This window comes from Humiphilus diazotrophicus (assembly GCF_059726315.1).
The window spans coordinates 3990324-4007817 of sequence record NZ_AP040870.1; the positions used below are offsets into that span (position 1 = coordinate 3990324).

The 17494-nt window shown below is 51.6% G+C and carries 18 protein-coding genes; 5 read left to right on the forward strand and 13 right to left on the reverse strand.

Translation table 11 applies throughout. From position 1 onward, the window contains the following. Positions 1–273: 273 nt before the first annotated feature. Positions 274–1539: an MFS transporter gene (locus tag AC6I7T_RS17025; protein WP_497788546.1), complete on the forward strand. Its 1266-nt coding sequence runs from the start codon at positions 274–276 to the stop codon at positions 1537–1539. 87 nt (positions 1540–1626) lie between these two features. On the opposite strand, the gene frr is transcribed toward AC6I7T_RS17025, so the two are convergent. Both frr and AC6I7T_RS17035 read right to left on the reverse strand, forming a co-directional pair. Beyond that, positions 1627–2214 carry a ribosome recycling factor gene (gene frr, locus AC6I7T_RS17030; protein ID WP_497788547.1) on the reverse strand — a complete coding sequence of 196 codons (588 nt, stop codon included), beginning with the start codon at positions 2212–2214 and terminating at the stop codon, positions 1627–1629. Positions 2215–2364: 150 nt separating this feature from the next. Next, positions 2365–3921, reverse strand: coding sequence for a tetratricopeptide repeat protein (locus tag AC6I7T_RS17035; RefSeq protein ID WP_497788548.1), 1557 nt, complete (start codon positions 3919–3921; stop codon positions 2365–2367). A gap of 320 nt (positions 3922–4241) precedes the next feature. On the opposite strand from AC6I7T_RS17035, the gene AC6I7T_RS17040 reads away from it, so the two are divergent. From AC6I7T_RS17040 to wecB, 3 genes are read left to right on the forward strand one after another with little or no spacing between them, the layout of a single operon-like run. Further along, complete coding sequence (locus tag AC6I7T_RS17040) at positions 4242–5516, forward strand: tetratricopeptide repeat protein (RefSeq protein WP_497788550.1); 1275 nt, start codon at positions 4242–4244, stop codon at positions 5514–5516. Then, entirely contained in the window at positions 5513–7189 is a 1677-nt protein-coding gene (locus tag AC6I7T_RS17045; RefSeq protein WP_497788552.1) for a glycosyl transferase family protein, read from the forward strand. Before AC6I7T_RS17040 ends, AC6I7T_RS17045 begins: the two co-directional genes overlap by 4 nt. Continuing rightward, the gene (gene wecB, locus AC6I7T_RS17050; RefSeq protein ID WP_497788553.1) at positions 7176–8369 is read left to right on the forward strand and encodes a non-hydrolyzing UDP-N-acetylglucosamine 2-epimerase; all 1194 of its coding nucleotides are present in this window, start codon (positions 7176–7178) and stop codon (positions 8367–8369) included. Before AC6I7T_RS17045 ends, wecB begins: the two co-directional genes overlap by 14 nt. 67 nt (positions 8370–8436) lie before the next feature. Here the strand turns inward: wecB and lipA are convergent, their stop codons facing one another. The 5 genes from lipA to dacB form a co-directional block, all read right to left on the reverse strand. Continuing rightward, positions 8437–9345 carry a lipoyl synthase gene (lipA, locus tag AC6I7T_RS17055; RefSeq protein WP_497788554.1) on the reverse strand — a complete coding sequence of 303 codons (909 nt, stop codon included), beginning with the start codon at positions 9343–9345 and terminating at the stop codon, positions 8437–8439. A gap of 49 nt (positions 9346–9394) precedes the next feature. Further along, entirely contained in the window at positions 9395–9739 is a 345-nt protein-coding gene (locus AC6I7T_RS17060; RefSeq protein ID WP_497788556.1) for a hypothetical protein, read from the reverse strand. Beyond that, entirely contained in the window at positions 9736–10089 is a 354-nt protein-coding gene (locus AC6I7T_RS17065; protein ID WP_497788557.1) for a c-type cytochrome, read from the reverse strand. The genes AC6I7T_RS17060 and AC6I7T_RS17065 overlap by 4 nt, the downstream gene beginning before the upstream one ends. Positions 10090–10157: 68 nt before the next feature. Further along, positions 10158–10640, reverse strand: a complete 483-nt coding sequence (locus AC6I7T_RS17070; protein WP_497788558.1) for a hypothetical protein — start codon at positions 10638–10640, stop codon at positions 10158–10160. A 33-nt stretch (positions 10641–10673) separates the two neighbouring features. Continuing rightward, a complete protein-coding gene (dacB, locus tag AC6I7T_RS17075; RefSeq protein ID WP_497788559.1) occupies positions 10674–12341 on the reverse strand; it encodes a D-alanyl-D-alanine carboxypeptidase/D-alanyl-D-alanine endopeptidase in 1668 nt (555 codons plus the stop codon). Positions 12342–12356: 15 nt separating this feature from the next. On the opposite strand from dacB, the gene folP reads away from it, so the two are divergent. Then, the gene (gene folP / locus AC6I7T_RS17080; RefSeq protein ID WP_497788561.1) at positions 12357–13268 is read left to right on the forward strand and encodes a dihydropteroate synthase; all 912 of its coding nucleotides are present in this window, start codon (positions 12357–12359) and stop codon (positions 13266–13268) included. Between the two features lie 63 nt (positions 13269–13331). Here folP and AC6I7T_RS17085 read toward each other — a convergent pair whose 3' ends face one another. From AC6I7T_RS17085 to AC6I7T_RS17110, 6 genes are all read right to left on the reverse strand, one after another. Beyond that, positions 13332–13973, reverse strand: a complete 642-nt coding sequence (locus AC6I7T_RS17085) for a hypothetical protein (protein ID WP_497788562.1) — start codon at positions 13971–13973, stop codon at positions 13332–13334. A gap of 230 nt (positions 13974–14203) precedes the next feature. Continuing rightward, entirely contained in the window at positions 14204–15088 is an 885-nt protein-coding gene (locus AC6I7T_RS17090) for a TIGR03435 family protein (protein WP_497788563.1), read from the reverse strand. Between the two features lie 12 nt (positions 15089–15100). Further along, positions 15101–15709 carry a hypothetical protein gene (locus AC6I7T_RS17095; protein WP_497788564.1) on the reverse strand — a complete coding sequence of 203 codons (609 nt, stop codon included), beginning with the start codon at positions 15707–15709 and terminating at the stop codon, positions 15101–15103. A 14-nt stretch (positions 15710–15723) separates the two neighbouring features. Further along, positions 15724–16272 (reverse strand): hypothetical protein, encoded by a 549-nt coding sequence (locus AC6I7T_RS17100; RefSeq protein WP_497788565.1) that lies wholly within the window; start codon positions 16270–16272, stop codon positions 15724–15726. A 137-nt stretch (positions 16273–16409) separates the two neighbouring features. Beyond that, positions 16410–16559: a hypothetical protein gene (locus tag AC6I7T_RS17105; RefSeq protein WP_497788566.1), complete on the reverse strand. Its 150-nt coding sequence runs from the start codon at positions 16557–16559 to the stop codon at positions 16410–16412. A 259-nt stretch (positions 16560–16818) separates the two neighbouring features. After that, positions 16819–17097, reverse strand: coding sequence for a hypothetical protein (locus AC6I7T_RS17110; RefSeq protein ID WP_497788567.1), 279 nt, complete (start codon positions 17095–17097; stop codon positions 16819–16821). Positions 17098–17494 lie beyond the last annotated feature (397 nt).

The window sequence follows — 17494 nt, forward strand, 5'->3', positions numbered from 1 at the left end:
GCTTAGGTAGGGAAGTCAGTGTGCAGTGGGATGTTTTCCCGTATTTGCTTCTCGATTATTTGGACCGTTAATTCGCTATTCAGCTGCAGGGACTTTAGGTCTGGAAAAGAAAATAGGAACCACGAAGGTACAAATTTGGGACTACAAAGTAGCCGGTTTCAAAAAAGGAGGAAAGGCTGATTTATGAGTAATAGAAGAGTTTACAGAAGAGCTTCAGTGAGATAAGCGCTGCGCATCATGGATGATTCTTCACGCTCTCAATCGAAGATATTCGTGAGAATACAATGCAAAGCAGAAGAGAGATTGCTGTTGGATCGTGTTAGAGAAGAGGGAACGCTAGTCTGGATTCTTGGTTTAGCGGGATTCATTTCTGCAGCAGATAACTGGATCGTCTCACCAGTGCTTCCGGCCATCGCGGACAGTTATCGGGTATCAATTGCTACTGCAGGGGTTATTTTGACGGCTTACCTGATTCCGTATGGAATTATGCAGCCTGTATATGGCTTTTTTAGCGATCACTGGGGCAAGAAGAAAATCTTGTGCCGGGTTATTTTCGGACTTACCTTTGGCACTCTTGGCTGTGCCTTCTCCGGCTCGATTACAAGCTTATGCTTCTGGCGCTTCCTGACTGGATTCTTTGCTGCGGGGATCATAGCCGTTTCTTTGGCCTTTATCGGAGATCAGGTGACGGCGCGAAACCGTCAGGCGTGTGTCGGGAAATTTATGGGTATAGTCTTTCTGGGGCAGGGGCTAAGTGTCGGTTTCGGAGGAGCCTTTGCCCGGTATCTGAGCTGGCGTTCGGCCTTCATCGTATTTGCCCTTATTGCGGGGAGCGTGGGCCTGCTGCTTATGCGAAAGCTTCCCAATGATCAAACGAAACAGCCGGTAGCATCCGTGCATATGAACTTTATTGCTGCGGTTTGGCAGGCATTGCTCTCTTCTACCGGAAGAGCGATATTCCCCGCATCTTTGATTACCGGATTTCTCTTGCTTGGTCTTTACAGCTATTTGGGATCCTTTCTCCACGATGTGACCGGTCTTGATTATTTCCAGGTAGGGATTGTGGTCATGTGCTACGGCTTTGCTTGTCTGCTTGCAGGCAGATTGGTAGGGCATATACAGCGTTGCTTGCAGGTAAAGCACGTCGTATTGATTGGCTTCTCCTTCGCATCTCTTACCTCCGCATTGCTGTTGTTTACACATTCATGGCAGGCAGGCTTACTGGCGACGGTCAGCTTGGGGTTCGGCTACATTTTTGTGCAATCGATTTTGGCCACTCTGGCCTTCAATATCGAACCTAAAGGACTTCCCTCGGCATTGATCGGTCTTGGATTATTCGGTGGAGGCGGGCTCGGTACCGCTTTTGCCGGAGGAATTCTGGCGAGGTGGAATTATCACATTCTGTGGATGGTGCTAGGCGCAGGAATTATCGGAGCTCTGGGGCTTTCAGCAGCCTTCCGTTTCCCAGAGCTTCTGGTGCGCGACAGTTCCCAAAACTCCGGCCGAGAGATGGTTTCCTGCGGGCACGCCTCCGAGTGAGCTTGGGAAATGGCGGAATAGCAAAAGAGCCTCCCTTTTTGAGAAAGGAGGCTCTTTTGAGAAATTCTCTTGTTTCGGCAGTGGTCTTCAGACCTGCATGACCTCTGCTTCTTTCTTCTTGGAAAGTTCTTCTACCCGCTTGATTTCGTCATCCGTAAGTTTCTGGATTTCTTCGAGCGAGCGCTTCTCCTCGTCTTCCGAGATTTTCTTCTCTTTGGCTAGTTTCTTAAGAGCGTCGTTTCCGTCACGGCGAACATTGCGGATTGCCGTACGGTGCTCTTCCAAGACTTTGTTTAGATGCTTGACTACCTCACGGCGCCGCTCCTCAGTCATTGGCGGGATAGGCACACGGATAATCTTGCCGTCATTTTGGGGGTTAAAGCCGAGATCCGAAGTGCGTAGAGCCTTTTCAATAGGCTGAAGCGTGGAGGGGTCCCAAGGCTGCACCAGGATCATCTGTGGCTCGGGCGCGGTAACCTGCGCCAGCTGGTTCAACGGTGTCTCGCTGCCGTAATAATCGACGCGAATCTGGTCGAGCATTGCGGCCGAAGCGCGGCCCGTACGCGTGGAGGCGAGGTTGGCCTGGAAGCCAGCGACGGCCTTTTCCATGCGCGACTTCAACTGCGTGTGGAGCTCTTTGAGTGCCGGAATGCCGGCCATTACAGAAACTGCCATGATGGTCTTCCTTCTCGGGTAGTTCCGCTGGTTATTCTACAGAATCTGTAGAGCGGCGGAGTTCTTCCTCACAAAATCACAAAAGCAGACTCCGGAAGGGCTGTTCCCCCTCTCCACGGAGACCGCTGATCTATCACCAATCTCGAACTATTATCTACGAAGCCGCTCCCGGAGTGCGCTTGCAAGATTTTCAATGGCTGGCTGCCAGATGCCTGCCTCCGGTTGTCTGAAGAAGCGAGCCGACGGATACCACGGCGACTCCTTGAGATGGGTGTGCCAGCGCCATTCGTAGAAAGTAGGGATCAGCAGCCATAAAGGCTTGCCCAGGGCGCCGGTGAGGTGCGCTGTGGCGGTATCGACCGAAACAACCAGGTCGAGGTTCTGAATAAGCGCAGCAATGCGGTGGAAGCCGTCCAGGCTACTGGTAGGCACTGTGGAGAAGGGAAGATCGGGAGGCAACGCAGAAAGCTCCCCTGCGGTGATATCTCGCTGCAGTAGAAACCACTGCACCTCGGGAATTGCTGCCACAGGGGCGAGCAGATTGGGCTTCAAACTCCGCAGCTGATCCCAGCGATGGCTCGGATTGCCCCGCCAGCATATGCCCACACGCAACTGGGGATTTCCCTTTGTGGCTTCATCAATTGTCCGCTTGCCTTCTTCCAAAACGTCAGCGGGAACCGAAAGATAGGGTTTACCTGGGATGGAATCGATTTCCACGCCTAAGGCAAACGGCAAGCTGATCAAAGAGCAGTGGTAGTCGAATTCCGGCAAGGGCTGGCCACGGACCACGATATGCCCCGGATCCACAAGGCACTCCATCAGAGAGCTCAAGGGAGCGCCTACCTCGAGAAATACCTCTGCGCCGCGAGCTGCCACCTCCGGGATGAAGCGGGAGAAATGGATGGCATCGCCAAATCCCTGTTCGGCATGCAACAGAATGCGTTTCCCCTCTAGTGGTTCACCCTTCCATTGCGGTTTTCCAAGGGGACGCTTCTTGTAGACCTGGAAGGCGGAAGTCTCCCAGCGATATTCGTATTCTTTCCAGCCTTCCCGGAAGTTGCCGGTATTTAGCAGGACTACAGCCCTGTTTACATGCAATTCTGCCGGGTTTGACGAAATTTCCAATGCGCGATCGTAGCAGCTGAGTGCAAGTTCGTAACGGCCGAGATGCTGATAGACATTTCCCAGATTAGTCCAGGTATCTTCATGAGCTGGATTGAGATCGCGGGCTCGGAGTAGTACCTCTAGAGCCTCTGAGTGCCTTCCGATCTGGTCGAGGGTTCTACCCAGGTTGTAGTGGAAGGAACTATTGTCCGGCTGAAAACGGGTGGCGTTCTGGTAGCACAACAAGGTATTCGAAACATCATTCAACCGGAGAAAGAGATTTCCGAGATTGTTCCATGCAACGCCGGTATTGGGGGCGAGACGAAGAATCTTTCCATAGCACTCAATGGCCCGAAGATTGTCTCCGCTGAAGGCACAGGAGTTGCCCATATCCAAAAGAAGCGCAAGATTTTCCGGTTCCAGTTCCGCCGCACGCTCGAAGTATCGAATAGCTTTAGCATGGTCTCCTGCCGAGGCCGTGGCTGCCGCCAGCTTGTACCAATTAGCGGCCTGTTGAGGATAGGCTTCGGCGAACTTCTCCAACACCTCTAGCTCTTTCATTTTGTTGTCTGTTATCTCTGTCGCTACATCGGACTTCGGCATGGAATCAGTGTCATTCCTGAGAATCAAGAGAACAATTGGGATCTATGCGATTCCAGTATGAAATGCCAGTAATGAAACAGGTGCGCTCGCAGGTTCAAAAGAGGAATGGCCGACGCTTCCTGCGCGGGTTCATCTCATCCGGAAACCTCTTTATCGTGAGTGAGTTAAACAGCCGGTCTCCCACAATAGGACAAACATGGTTACGTTCAAAAACTCAAGTGACATCCAAACAGTTACGAATTGAGGTTGTAGCCTTCCGAACACATTGGGAAAATTAAAGATAACGCTATCTGGTTGAATCTTTGCAGGTTCTGCAGTTCGTGAGCCATCGCTGGCACGAAATGAGTCTTCGTGTGCCAATTCCCGAGACGTCGAGCATGTATTTAAAACTCATTGGAAAACTGTGTATTGCAGCATTGGCGGCAGTGTGGACGGTTACCGGCACACCTGCCGTATCAGCACCGTTAGCTTTTTGTGTTGCGGGAAATGGGACTGCGGAAGATCCTACGTACCCGATACGAAAACTTGCATTCGATGAATTAGCAGCAGGACATTCCGATCAGGCCCGAGAATTGCTGCGCGATGCCGTCGATGCAAATTCCAAAGACCGAATTGCACTGGCGCAACTGGTCTACCTGGATATCCGTGCAGGCCTCAAGGGTACCGCCATCCGGGATATCGAGCAGCTTCGTGGGCTCAATTGCCGAAGCAAAGAGCTGGAGATGCAGCTGGGATATCTCTATGAGGAAAAGAAGCGTCTGGTTCCGGCGCGGATGGCATTCGAGCGCGCGATTGAGTACAACGATCCGGCGACTACGGAACAGGCTCGCAAAGCTCTTTCGGTGATCGATGCAGAATGGCCACGATTTCGGCAACTGAGTTTTGTTCTGGATTCCCAGTACATGACACGTTTCGACGATGGAATCGCCGATCTGGATGTGCGCTTTTCTCAGAGGCTGAGTTCGGGATCGCCACTGTCTCTCTATACCCATACACGGATTCTTCGGGATACCGCTTCGCATCTGGGGCAGTTACCGCAGATTTATTCGGACAATGCGACCCTCTTTGGTGGTGGTTTGTTCTTTCAGCCGTATGGTTCTCACTATTTCCTAAGTGCCGAAGCAAACGAAGCATATTTATTCAAAGAGAACAGTCGCGGGCGATCGAATCTAGTCCCCGATTTCCGGATCGTTGGCGGCTACTTCCGGAGCTGGCCAGAGTCAGGGAAGCGATTCCACTTCGAAACAAATGGAAGTATCGGCTATTACTCTCGCTATAAGCAGAACGGTATTGCCTATCTGCAACCGCGAGAGGTACTAAATGCTTTTCATCTCGGCAAAACGACAGTAGCGGGTTATCTACAGCAAAATGTCGCACTCGATACAAACCGGGAGTTCTACAACAATACAGCTGAGATTGTTCCTGGCTTGGATCTTCGCACAGCCTGGATGCCAGGTATGGCTATCCGAGCGGAGTATGTGCGCGGCTACTACCTCGATCTTCCCTCCCACAACATAAATCCCTATAGATCGCAATACCGAGATGTTCGTGTTCGCCTCCTGCTCGGAGAAAAGTTGTCAGTAGGCTCCCAGTGACGATCTTTATCGTAACTATATCTGTTCTCTATCTGCTGGGCGGCCTCGACGACCTGTTCATGGACGTTGTGTTTTGGTGCAGGCCTCTGCGAAAGCTGTTGTCAGGCGGCATCGAGGAGATTGGCGCAACGGAAAAGGACTTGCGCGATTGCCCGGAACAGTGGGTTGCGATTCTGGTTCCAGCTTGGGATGAGAGTCCGGTAATTGCGCAAATGCTGAGTACAAACTGCATGCAGTTGGAGTATCAGAAATATGACGTCTTTGTAGGAACTTATCCCAACGATGAAGCAACACAGTTCGAAGTAGATAAAGTAGCGTACGAGAATTCCCGGGTCCACAAAGTTGTCTGCCCCCATCCTGGGCCTACCAGCAAAGCCGATTGTCTCAATTGGGTCATAGAGACAGTCCGGGTTTACGAAAAAGAGCACAGCCGTCGTTACGATATCTTCGTCATGCAGGATGCGGAAGATGTTCTGCATCCACTGGTTTTGAAGCTGTTCAACTTCCTGGTGCCAGCTTATGACATGGTTCAGGTGCCTGTTCTTCCGTACGAGCGGTCCTTGCACCGGTTTACGGGTGGCGTTTATCTGGACGAGTTTGCCGAGTTTCATCAGAAGAATCTGTTTTCCCGGCAAGCGATCTCCAGTTTGGTTCCTTCTGCCGGTGTAGGAACTGCTTTCGGCCGGGAGGCTTGCGACGAGCTGGCGGACAAAAGTAACAAGATGCTCTTTCGCGTGGATTCACTCACGGAAGATTACGACTTCGCATTCCGTTTATGCGAAAGCGGACGCCGGGGATGTATTGCGAATGTATGGGTAGAGACAGAGGCCTGGCGTGCCTACCGCAAAATACGGAAGTTACCTTTGCTTCCGGCCCAGGCTCCGGGGGTGTGGCCGGAAGAACATCCGGAGCTGGAACTGATTGCCACACGCGAGTATTTCCCTACGCGATTTCGGGATGCGGTGCGCCAGAGAACTCGCTGGATGCTAGGTATCGCCTTCCAGGGCTGGCAGCATCTGGGCTGGGGCGGCTCCTCGGAAGCCAGCAAGAGATCTTTCTGGTACCGGCTGCGTATTGCATACACGTTGTTTCGCGATCGCAAGGGAATGTTCAGTGGTTATCTGAACTTGATCTCCTATGGGTTCACCTTGGTGTTCCTGTGCTGGGCAGCACTCGATATGGCGATGGGCAGGTCTTGGAATACTCACTGGCCTCAGGTTGAGTTTTCTAACAAGTTTTGGTGGTGGCTTCTCTCGGTAAATCTTGTCCTGGTGGCGAACCGGATTTTGCAGAGGATGGTTTGTGTCGCTCGCGTTGCCAGCTTTGGACAGATCTGCGTAGCACCGATACGGATGTTCTGGGCTACAGGAATGGACCTGTATTCAACACTTCAGGCCTCGTACCGCTTTCTAAAGTCACGTATTACCGGTGAGCCATTGAAATGGGCTAAAACCGCACACGAGTACCCCAGCGAGGAACTTGTCCGTTCAAGGCATCGGAAGGTGGGCGAATTGCTGCTGGAGAAGAGATTAATTTCCCCCACACAACTGCAAATTGCGCTTGAGAAACAGAAGGCCGAAAAGCGGCCTCTGGGAGAGCTGCTGCTTCGAATGCTGGCCATTACCGAGGAGCAACTAAACAACGCACTTGAGGAGCAGCATGCAAGCAAGTGAAAGGACTGAACAGATGGGGAGAAAGAGATTTCTGATTGTGCTGGGCACTCGACCGGAGGCGGTAAAACTTGCACCGTTGATTCTGGAGCTTCAGCGCCGGGATCCCTGGTCTCTCTTTGTCTGTGCTACCGGCCAGCATGGGGAAATGGTTGATCAAGTCCTCGGAATTTTCGGAATCACGCCGGATGTAAATCTGCAGGTCATGCGGCCTGGGCAGACTTTGGCCACAGTGAGTGCCGCGATTCTGGAAGGGATTGATCGTGTTATCGAGGAGCAGAATCCGGAGTGGGTTCTGGTTCAAGGCGATACGGTTACGGCCAGCATGGCGGCACTTTGCGCCTTTTATCGCAAATGCAAGGTTGGTCATGTGGAGGCGGGGCTGCGCACTGGAGATCTTCAACAGCCATTTCCGGAAGAGTTGAACCGCAGGAGCATAGCCATCATGGCAACCCACCACTTTGCTCCTACATCTCTGGCGCGTCGAAATCTGCTGCATGAAGGCGTGCCGATGGAGAGCGTACTCGTGACCGGCAATACCGGGATTGACGCACTCTACAGAATGATTACGGATCTGCACGGCCGCGAGGAGTTTACCTGTAGCAAGCGAAGCGATGTGTTGCGCGTGCTTGTTACGGCTCATCGCAGGGAAAATCAGAATGGTGGGATTCGGAATATTTGCCAGGCAGTACGGGAGATCTGTACCAGGTGGGCAGGGAAGGTTCAAATCATTTGGCCAGTCCACCCCAATCCACAAGTAGCCTCTGTTGTTTGGTCTGAGCTGGCGCGGGTCCCGGAAGTGACTCTGACCAATCCCCTCGAGTACGAAAAGCTTGTACGCGAGCTGTACTTTGCCGATCTTGTCGTAACGGATTCCGGCGGGCTGCAGGAGGAGGCTCCTGCACTGGGAAAACGTGTGCTGGTACTGCGGAATACGACTGAGCGTCCCGAAGGTGTGAGGGCAGGTGTCGCCGAGTTAATTGGTACCGATCCTGAGGAAATAGTTTTAGCTATCGATTCTGCGCTTCGGACGAAAACTGGGCGTATTGCGGGAGTCAGTCCTTATGGCGATGGCCGTGCTGCAGTGCGTATTGCCGATTATTTGATGGGACAGATCGCGGAAGAATTTCAAGAGGTGAATAGCAGGCCGTTATCCAACAGCCTTGCGGCAACTGTGAATTAAGAAGCTGCGTGACCACGCTGCAAGAGAATGGTCACGCTTTATGACTCTTTGATGGACGATAGTAGCTCTAAACTGCTTTGGTGGTGAGTCCGGTTGAGTTTGCCTGTTCATGCGCATGGTAGGAGGAACGGACCAACGGTCCGCTTTCTACGTGCGCAAAGCCCATCTTCAACGCTTCCTTTTTGAGATCGGCAAATTCCTGCGGCGTATAGAGGCGCGTCATCGGGACATGATCCTTTGAGGGGCGCAGGTACTGTCCGATTGTGAGGATGTCGCATTTAATGGAAGCAAGGTCCCGAAAGACTTCAAGCAGTTCTTTGGTCTCTTCTCCAAGTCCAACCATCACACCCGTTTTGGTAACAGTCTTGGGTTCCACTTCCTTTGCATATTCCAGCAGGCGAAGAGTGCGCTCGTAACGCGCTCCGGAGCGGACAGCCCGATAGAGCCGCGGCACAGTCTCGGTATTGTGATTGAGAATATCCGGGCGGGCATCGACCACAATCCGGATGACCTCTTCTTTGCCCTGGAAGTCGGGGACAAGTACCTCAACCTGGCACTCCGGCGCTTTATGGCGGATCTCCTCGATTACCATGGCAAAGGCGCGGGCGCCTCCAGGCAGGTCGTCATCGCGATCCACACTGGTGATGACTGCAAATTTCAAGTTTAAAGAGGCGATAGCTTCCGCTACACGGCGTGGTTCGTCGAAGTCAATTGGTTCAGGACGTCCCTTCGGGACAGCGCAAAAGCCGCATCGCCGGGTGCAGGTGTTGCCCAGCATCATGAATGTGGCGGTTTTGTGATTCCAGCATTCTCCGATATTGGGGCAATGAGCCGACTCGCAGACGGTGTGAAGATTCAAATTGCGAGCCAGGCGCTTCAGATCATGGTAATTCTCGCCGACTGGCGCACGCGCCTTCAGCCAGTCAGGCCGGGGAGCCGGCGGTTTGCGATTAAGCTCAATCTGGACGAGTTCCAAGGGGAATTGTTCCTCTCACTTATTTTATCTTTTAGATGTCGCAGAGGCCCTATCGTAGCCGTTTTCTGACATCCGGGCGTACCAGATAGAGGAAAAAGACCAGATTCAGCCCTATCTGAATGAGAGTTGGCCCCTGATAAGAGTGGAAAAAGACCCACACCTGATAGGAAAGCATCAAAAACGAGGCTGCCAGGGCTAGGGCCCATCCCCAGCGGTAGAGACGCAGCAGCCCAATGCTGGATGCCGCAAACAGGAAGCTCATGATCAGGAAGAGCGGCGGAATATAGTGTCCGAGAACGAGGAAAGCCACTACGGCTGAAAGAATCAGCATGTAGAGGGCGATTCCTGCCATTCCCGGCAGCGGCATTCGTGAGTGTTGTGGTGTCTCGTTCATAGCGTATGCAGATAGGCGATAAGATCGGCCAGTTGCTGCTCGTCGATCTGGTTTGCGTATCCAGGCATCATGCCTCGTCCGCGGAGAATAACCGCAGTTACCCGATCGTCGTTTGCTGGAGCTCCGCTCGGCATGTATTTGAGCTTATAGAGGCCTTGCAGCCCAGGTCCATGCAGATTGCGTTGGGTGTTTGCCGAATGACAACGTGCACAATTTTTCACGTATACGGCAGCCCCGCTGGTTTCCTGAGCGGTGAACTCGCTTGCTGGTTTGGATGGAGGAAGTTTTGGCCCACAGCCTGCCAGAAACAGGGAAACACCAAGCAACAAGATCTTTGGATATGCAGACATAAGTTTAGTGAAACAAACCTTCTGTTCCTTTCCTGAATGATAGTCGAAATAAAGAATCGATCGCTGTCTTATGTCTTTCCCGCTGCTTCTTCGTTCAGGATCTGTGAGGCCGTATTACCAGTAACAGCCAAATGTGCCATGCCAAAGAGCAATGAAAAGACCGCCAGAGCAGCAGAATGTAAAAGAATGGAGGCGAACAGAAGAAATAGGACGGGACTGATAGCCATCGGGTATGGCAAACCTGCCAGCGGAGTGAAGAGTAAACGAAGATCCCGTTTCCGAAAGTAGCGTATCCATCCGTAGTAGTAGAAGAGCAAGGAAAAGATCATGGCAAGAGCCATCACCCGGTGAATAGAGAGCTGGCTATAGTTCAGGTGGTAGAAACAAGGCAGTGAAAAGATAATAAGCCGGAGTATCCATTCGGAGGACTCAAGCCATCTTGCAGCAGGAGCTATCGAGGGAATATTCGATGGTGGAGGAGGCGCAGCATAAAATAACGCGTTTGGAAGAAGCAAGGCTGCTGTAATCCAACAGCCCGAGCCGAGCAGCATGTATTACTCTCTTTCTATCCTTCAGTACTTACGCTAGTTTGCAGCGGCAATGATTTCGAGAATACGATCCATTGCTTTGCGTTCCGCATCGCTTGCAGGCCTGTGATTATTGACGAAGATGGAAAAAGCCAAGGTCTTTCCCGAGTGCGAGATAAAGTATCCGGAGAGAGCATTTACTTCATTTAAGGTTCCGGTTTTGGCGAAGAGATGACCTTGCAGCGGAGTATTGAGGAAACGTCCGGCTAAGCTGCCGTCAACACCGGCAATAGGAAAAGTGCTGCGCCAGGCTTCTCCCCAGGGTTGTTGCGCTGCATAGGTAAGTAATTTAGTCATAGCTCGCGGCGTGATTTGATCGAAAGGGGAGAGGCCGGAGCCATCGTAGAAGCTGAAGTCATCTTCGCGAACACCCGAATTCAGAAGAAATTGCCGAACCACCCGAGTTCCCTGTGCGAAGCTCCCGTCTGTACCGCAGAGTTTTCCTAATTCCCGTAACATCAGCTCTGCATGGAGATTTTGACTTACCTTATTCGTCACAGTCAGATCTTGAACAAGAGGAACAGAGGTATAGCTCGCTAAAATCTTACGATCTCCGGTAGGTGCGGCAATCGTCTCAATCGATACTGGTTTTAATTCCAGTGGGCTTCGTGATTCCTCGAGGAAGTCTGCGGTAGAAGTCGATATCCGATGATTGGCTACAGCTGTTCCTGTTACCGTGACTCCTCGTTCCTGTAGCAAGTCTTTGAAAGAGATTGCGGCATAAGCTGCCGGATCTTCTATTGCCAGAGCTGAATGAAAGCCAATCTTTCCCTGTTCGTTCGAAGCTGTACCCCAAGTACGAATCGCTAACGATCCGGGCATCCGTTCCAGGGCCGCTTGCGATTTCCCATTCGATGGAGCCATGGTCATAGAGTTTGCAACCGTGTAGTAGCTGGTCGGCGGGTTCCAGGAGACGACTGTTGCCGAGGGGTGAGCAGGATCGGGCAGCAAACTCAGGAAGGTCACATTGTCGTTGATGGTTAGTGCAGAAATCGGAGCTCCATAGGACCACATAAGGTCGTCCCATCCCCATCCGCTGCCATAGCGCTCATCTACAAAAAAGGTGTCGTCTCCAACGATATTGCCCGTAACGGAATGCACTCCAGCGCGGGCTATCTGATCTGCCAGATTTGCTAAAGCTTGCAGTGGTGGATTCGGTCGCTCCGTCTTGGTTGCATAGGGATAGGTGCGGCCCGAGAGCGTTGGATCGCCTGAGCCCAGAATGACAAGGTTTCCTTGCAGATTTCCGTTTGTATCGAGCGTTCCGTTGGTAACGACATTTGTCGTGTAGGTTGCTGTTGCCGTAGGTAGCAGGGCGAAGGCAGCAGCCGTAGTCAACATCTTGGTATTGGAGGCCGGGGTGAAGTATTGTCCATCGTTGATGGTATAGATCTGCCTGCCATCCAAAGTCGTTACCGAAATTCCCCAGTGCGCATGAGCCACAATTTGATCGGCTAGAACCAGCCCAACTCGCTGTGCCAGGATCTCAGGCCGCAGAACCGCAGAAGCAGTACGTGGAATCGGCTTTTTGCCGGATCGGGCAGAGGCCGGAGTCAAGGACACAAAGGCAATCAGAAATAGGGAAAGACCTAATGTTCGCAGACGATAGCTCATTGGGACGGAGTTTAGCAGGTAACTGCCGTTACCAGAAAATGAAAGAGGCACTACAATCGCCGCAGAATGTTTGTACAGAGGCAGAGAACCGAGTGGCGGCTAAGGCGTCGTGTCCTGGAGTTGGGACTTCGGACACAGGTCATGGGAATTGTGAATGTAACCCCAGACTCCTTCTCCGATGGCGGTCTTTACAACACCACAGACAGAGCTGTCGAACATGCACTTGCTCTGTTGGAAGAAGGTGCCGATATCCTGGATATCGGTGGCGAGAGCACACGCCCTGGAGCACATGGTTCCTTAACCGTGGACGAAGAGCAGGAACGCATTCTCCCTGTGATTGAAGAGCTCCTGAAAGTTCGTCCCAAGGTAATTCTGTCCATTGACACCTATCATGCCGCTACGGCTCGTGCTGCTGTGGAGACAGGGGCCGAAATCGTTAACGATGTAAGCGGATTTCTCTGGGACGCAGCCATGGCCCAAACCTGTGCCGACCTGAAGTGTGGCGTTGTGCTGATGCATACTCGGGGCACCCCTGAAGAATGGAAGAGCTTGCCGCCACTGGAGAAAAGCCGGATCTTGCCTTTAGTGAGAGAAGAACTGAGCATGCAAATGCAGGTTGCTCATGCAGCTGGAGTCATTCCGGAGTACATCGTTCTCGATCCTGGATATGGGTTTGGCAAGATTGGCGACGAAAACTATGTTCTGCTTAATGCTCAGGCCGAGTTACGAGGTCTAGGGAGGCCGCTCCTCGCAGGTATTTCCCGCAAGGCTTCGCTTGGGCATACTCTCGCTGCTTTATATGGGGTTCAGTCAGTTCCTCCGGCAGAGCGCGATAATGCCACTGTGGCAGCGACAGTAGCTTCCGTTTTGGCTGGTGCCGATATTGTTCGCGTTCATAATGTCCGGCCAACTGTTGAAGCTGTTTGTATCGCAGATGCGATTCTTCAAAGCGCTACGGGCGGGCAGGCAGAGGGGTAGAGCAAAAGAGACGTGAAGAAGATTCTCCTCGGTACTTACCGGGGGTACGGCAGTTGATTCTGACTACACGCTCATAGAAAAGAAATTTCCTTGGCTGTGCCCGAGTCTGGCCAGGAAGGAGTTGATGCTGAGTTGTGCGGCATGCAGATCATTGCTGACAAGTGCAGCATCAAGCTCTTCCAGCAATTCGTCGACCGAGTCGTCGTCTGAGGCTTCTTCTCCTGCTCGACCGAAATATCCTGTTCGGAAGCGTTTGCGAAGCTTTTTAAGAGCTAAGCGTGCTTCTTCGGCATTTCCTTCTTGAACAAACTGCATGAACATCAGGAAGCTTCGTTCGAGTGTTAGCACATCCAATTCGCTTTGGCCGTAACTGCTTGCCGCAGTCTGTGCGCTTCCTGGAAGAAGTTCTGCTTTTTCTGTGAGGGATGCTAGAACCAAACCGTATTGCTCCGGTTTGCTTATATTCATGATGTCGATGGCGGTATTCGACTGATTCGTAAGCAAACGCGCCTCCTGCACATTGGTAGGCAAGGCTTCTATTCCCTCGGGGATGTTGCCATTTGCCTGCAAGGAAGACGAATTTCCCCCTGTAGCAGCATTCATTGCGCCGGAGAATTCTTTTGCGGCAGCATCCTGATGGGTAGGTGTTGTAGGCCCCACACTGTTAACCACCAAAGGACTGCCCAATGAGATATTGGTAGACATCTATCCTTACTCACTAGTTCTGCTGACTACTAGTTTCTTACGATTACTAAGAACATGAGCAATCCATCGAAGTCTTTTTCTCAAGAGGTTTCAGAAAGAAACTTGATCTAAATCAGGAAAAAGGTGACTTTCCCAATCTTCTGTTGGCGAGAATTTTGTTGGCGATGGGCAGTCTGCCGGATGATAGTCCTGCTACGTTCATCTCTATTCATCCTGCCTTTCCGCGAGCATCAGTTTGCAGAGGGTTTCTCGATGTGGTCTACGACCAACGTGGGCACATCGGCGGTAGCTTGCACGAACTTGAGGCCCAGTTGCTTTTCAATTTCCTCAAGACGCCGGGTTCGCGCAAATTCCATCCAGTTTTCTCCACTTTGTGGGCTTCCCTGAACGTAGGCAAAATGAATATCGTATCGACCATTCAGCCCCGTCCAATTCACCAGTCGGCGGTCAGACATATAGTGTCCCCCAAGGAAGCTGACCGCTTCATCCATCGATACATCTGAAATCGCAAAGTGCATTTGGCCATTTGCAGGCCAGCCTAATCCCCCACAGAAGAGTGGTTCTTTCTCGTTTGAAAGTGCCATATTCGAGCCGGTGGAACAAGATTTCTGCGAGGTATGGGGCTTCAGGGCGGGTCCCAGACTGCCCTGCTTAACCAACTTCAATGCATACACGGGCTGCTTCCGATTCTCAAAATGCACCATAAGCTTGAAGCGCGTCTTCAAGAGCATCTGCATCATTAACCGCATCTGCGCACGTGTTGGAATTCCCTCGGCGCGTGCTTCAATATCCCAGTTGCTCGCCGTTACCCACGCGGGAAGATTGTTCGCAATCGCGGTAGCCTCATTAGAGTCGTGAATATCATAAGCAAACATGAGGTAGGTTACGAATAGTGTGTTCGCGGAAAACAGTCCGCTCTTAGGGGCGCGATTGCCCGAAGGATTCAGGAACTCCCATCCCCAGTCGCGTGAGCCGAGTTTACTGGGACGGATGGAGGCGACTTCAAATTCTGGATTTTGCTGGGCACTCTTAATCTGAGCGATGCTCTTTGTTCCCTTGAATACTGCTACTGCTCCGATCAACAGCAGAACCGCAACCACGCTCCACTTTCTCACAGATGCTCCCCCTTATCGGCCCGTATTGGAAACTGGCGAGGACACGATGGGCCGTTGATCATGTTGTTTTGTGAAGGCATCGATCGCTCGATTCGCGGCATCGGTGTCATGCGAGGATAGCATCTTCCTGTGGGCCCATATGAGGTGGCCATCGGAATCGAATACCAGCAGTGTTGGCGTTACGGATAGTCGAAAGTGCTTAATCCAGTCAATGCTTACGAAAGCCTCTTGCTTTGACTCACGCGGGACGAGTGTTTCGCGAGGGTATAGATCACTCGCAGATGGAGATACCGCATAAATATCAAATCCACGTCTCTGAAGATCTGCAGACAATCGATCCCATTCTTTATCCTTTCTGCAATATCCACACTTTGGAGATGCGTATCTCACCGCCCATCCCGGATGCACATGTTGCGCTACAGTCACAATCTCATTGCTCGCCGTGACTCCTTCCGGCGGAGGAATAATTTGACTATCTCCAATGGACCTGTAAAAGCGTTCCCGGCGTTGTGAGGCTGCCTCTAGATCGTTTTGGCGGAGTTGAGCGCCCTTCAGTGCGAGCATCATCGACCCATCGGCGATCATTAATGCAATTAGTAGAATCATGACGCCGCGATTCATTTGTTGGTGGTTCCTCACTGTAGCACCTCTCGAACAACTACCGCGGGAGTTACTTCTGGCGTTCGCCATCTTACATTCTTAGGCAAGGGCCACTCTTCGCGGAGCAGAACACAGTTACCCTTAGCGTCGGCGTCAATCAAGGCTTCTGAGCTTTCTACTTCTCCGTATGCCACCACAGGAAAGTCACTACCGGTGGTGGCCTTGGCCGCCTTGCGGCAAATTGCGTCATCGCAAAAAGCGATTAAGCGAACTCGACTATCCTTGGGCAAAAGGGCAGCTACCGCATGCCAATAGTCAAGGTCCGCGCGTATTGTGACACCACGCAACATAAAAACAACTGTTCCTACGACTGCTGGCGGCGGTTCGTGACGCACCCTGACACCGTGTACATCGACACCATTTTCAGACTGAAAAATCAAATCAGTGTTTTCTGAGCGACTAGCATTATTGACTATCAGCAGTTTCCAGGGTACGTCGACCACCCTTCTGGTCAGCACTATGCCCAATATCACAAAGGCGATGATGAGGATAGATCCACATACGGTTTCGAATTTATTCGCCATTAATGTTGCCTCTTGTCGTTCCCCTCAAAGGCATATCAAGAAGACCTACATTGCGTTGTGTGTGTCCAAATGTATTGTCAGCGCAGCCAACATCCCCCGGATATTGGAAATGAATGTTGGCTGTGATGCCACATCTTCTACGACTCTTTCTCAACACCCCGGTCCAATAGCACTGCACACCCAATTGCCACTATCACTTCCGCAAAAGCACTGATCACCATGGCCATGATCACCAAAATAACAAGTACTTGCTGATCCGTAACCACCTTGAGCGCAAGGCTTGCCATCGTAGCATCCGCCGATAATCACATACGCATCAGCCGATTTCCCATTAAGGCCGAAAGTGATCAGTATCGAGATGACACTGCCGAGGATGAGTAAGCCCTTACCTGCGTATTTTTTGATAACCTCTTTCATGTGTTCTCCTTGATCGCAATTGATGACATCTTTCCGTCTCAAGTATGCCCTCAAGTAAATTCGTGGAAACTTGATTTGAGAAAGTCCCAGGCTACAACACTCGTTGTCTGGCGTGCATGGGGCCAATTGTTATGGTTTCGCCTCGTTACCCGCTAGGCGCACTAATTCATTCATTTGCTGGTTCTGCAGTACTCCGGCAAACGACTTCTGTACTACGCCATGAGGAGCAAGCCAGATTGTGGTAGGCGTGGCAAGGAGGTGAGCGGTATCCCTATCCTGCTGGTTCAATCGAATTAGCGTAGCACTGGCAGGTATCCCGTACGAATCCATGTAGTCGGACTCGACCATACCAGAGACATCCACCAAATAACGTTTTCTGGCCTCATCAATCGCACAATGCTTCTCCATCTCTGGAAATTTATCCTGCAATAGGGACAGGTTGGCGACAAGACAAGCAGCAGTGTACTAGTCGAGCGCTGAGAGAGATTGACGGCTATCTCCTGATTGTGAACCGTTCTCCCCCGAAGGAGGTGAATCTCTGTTCCCTCTGATGGGCAAGATTGGTGGAGTTCGGCAGTCTCGTGTCTCACTCTCAAATAATCCGGTAGTAAGACTATGCGCCAAATAACGTAGGAACACACGATTATGAATAGGGCCCCGGAAATGCACGCGACTATTCTGGTAGGTTTAGAAGTACATCTCATGCGTTTCATTCCTCTAGGAGCTTATTGAAAGACTCTTTCAAATCTCGAAATGGGGCAGAAATCGGGTGCTGAAACCACCAGCGCTGTCAAATTGATCCTTC

Coding starts and splice junctions, on each gene's coding strand:
- AC6I7T_RS17085 (WP_497788562.1), bottom strand. CDS start 13,973: ATGTCTACCAATATCTCATTGGGCAGTCCTTTGGTGGTTAACAGTGTG.
- AC6I7T_RS17070 (WP_497788558.1), bottom strand. CDS start 10,640: ATGCTGCTCGGCTCGGGCTGTTGGATTACAGCAGCCTTGCTTCTTCCA.
- AC6I7T_RS17060 (WP_497788556.1), bottom strand. CDS start 9,739: ATGAACGAGACACCACAACACTCACGAATGCCGCTGCCGGGAATGGCA.
- AC6I7T_RS17105 (WP_497788566.1), bottom strand. CDS start 16,559: ATGGCAAGCCTTGCGCTCAAGGTGGTTACGGATCAGCAAGTACTTGTT.
- frr (WP_497788547.1), bottom strand. CDS start 2,214: ATGGCAGTTTCTGTAATGGCCGGCATTCCGGCACTCAAAGAGCTCCAC.
- AC6I7T_RS17035 (WP_497788548.1), bottom strand. CDS start 3,921: ATGCCGAAGTCCGATGTAGCGACAGAGATAACAGACAACAAAATGAAA.
- AC6I7T_RS17065 (WP_497788557.1), bottom strand. CDS start 10,089: ATGTCTGCATATCCAAAGATCTTGTTGCTTGGTGTTTCCCTGTTTCTG.
- wecB (WP_497788553.1), top strand. CDS start 7,176: ATGCAAGCAAGTGAAAGGACTGAACAGATGGGGAGAAAGAGATTTCTG.
- AC6I7T_RS17110 (WP_497788567.1), bottom strand. CDS start 17,097: ATGGAGAAGCATTGTGCGATTGATGAGGCCAGAAAACGTTATTTGGTG.
- AC6I7T_RS17100 (WP_497788565.1), bottom strand. CDS start 16,272: ATGGCGAATAAATTCGAAACCGTATGTGGATCTATCCTCATCATCGCC.
- folP (WP_497788561.1), top strand. CDS start 12,357: ATGTTTGTACAGAGGCAGAGAACCGAGTGGCGGCTAAGGCGTCGTGTC.
- AC6I7T_RS17095 (WP_497788564.1), bottom strand. CDS start 15,709: ATGAATCGCGGCGTCATGATTCTACTAATTGCATTAATGATCGCCGAT.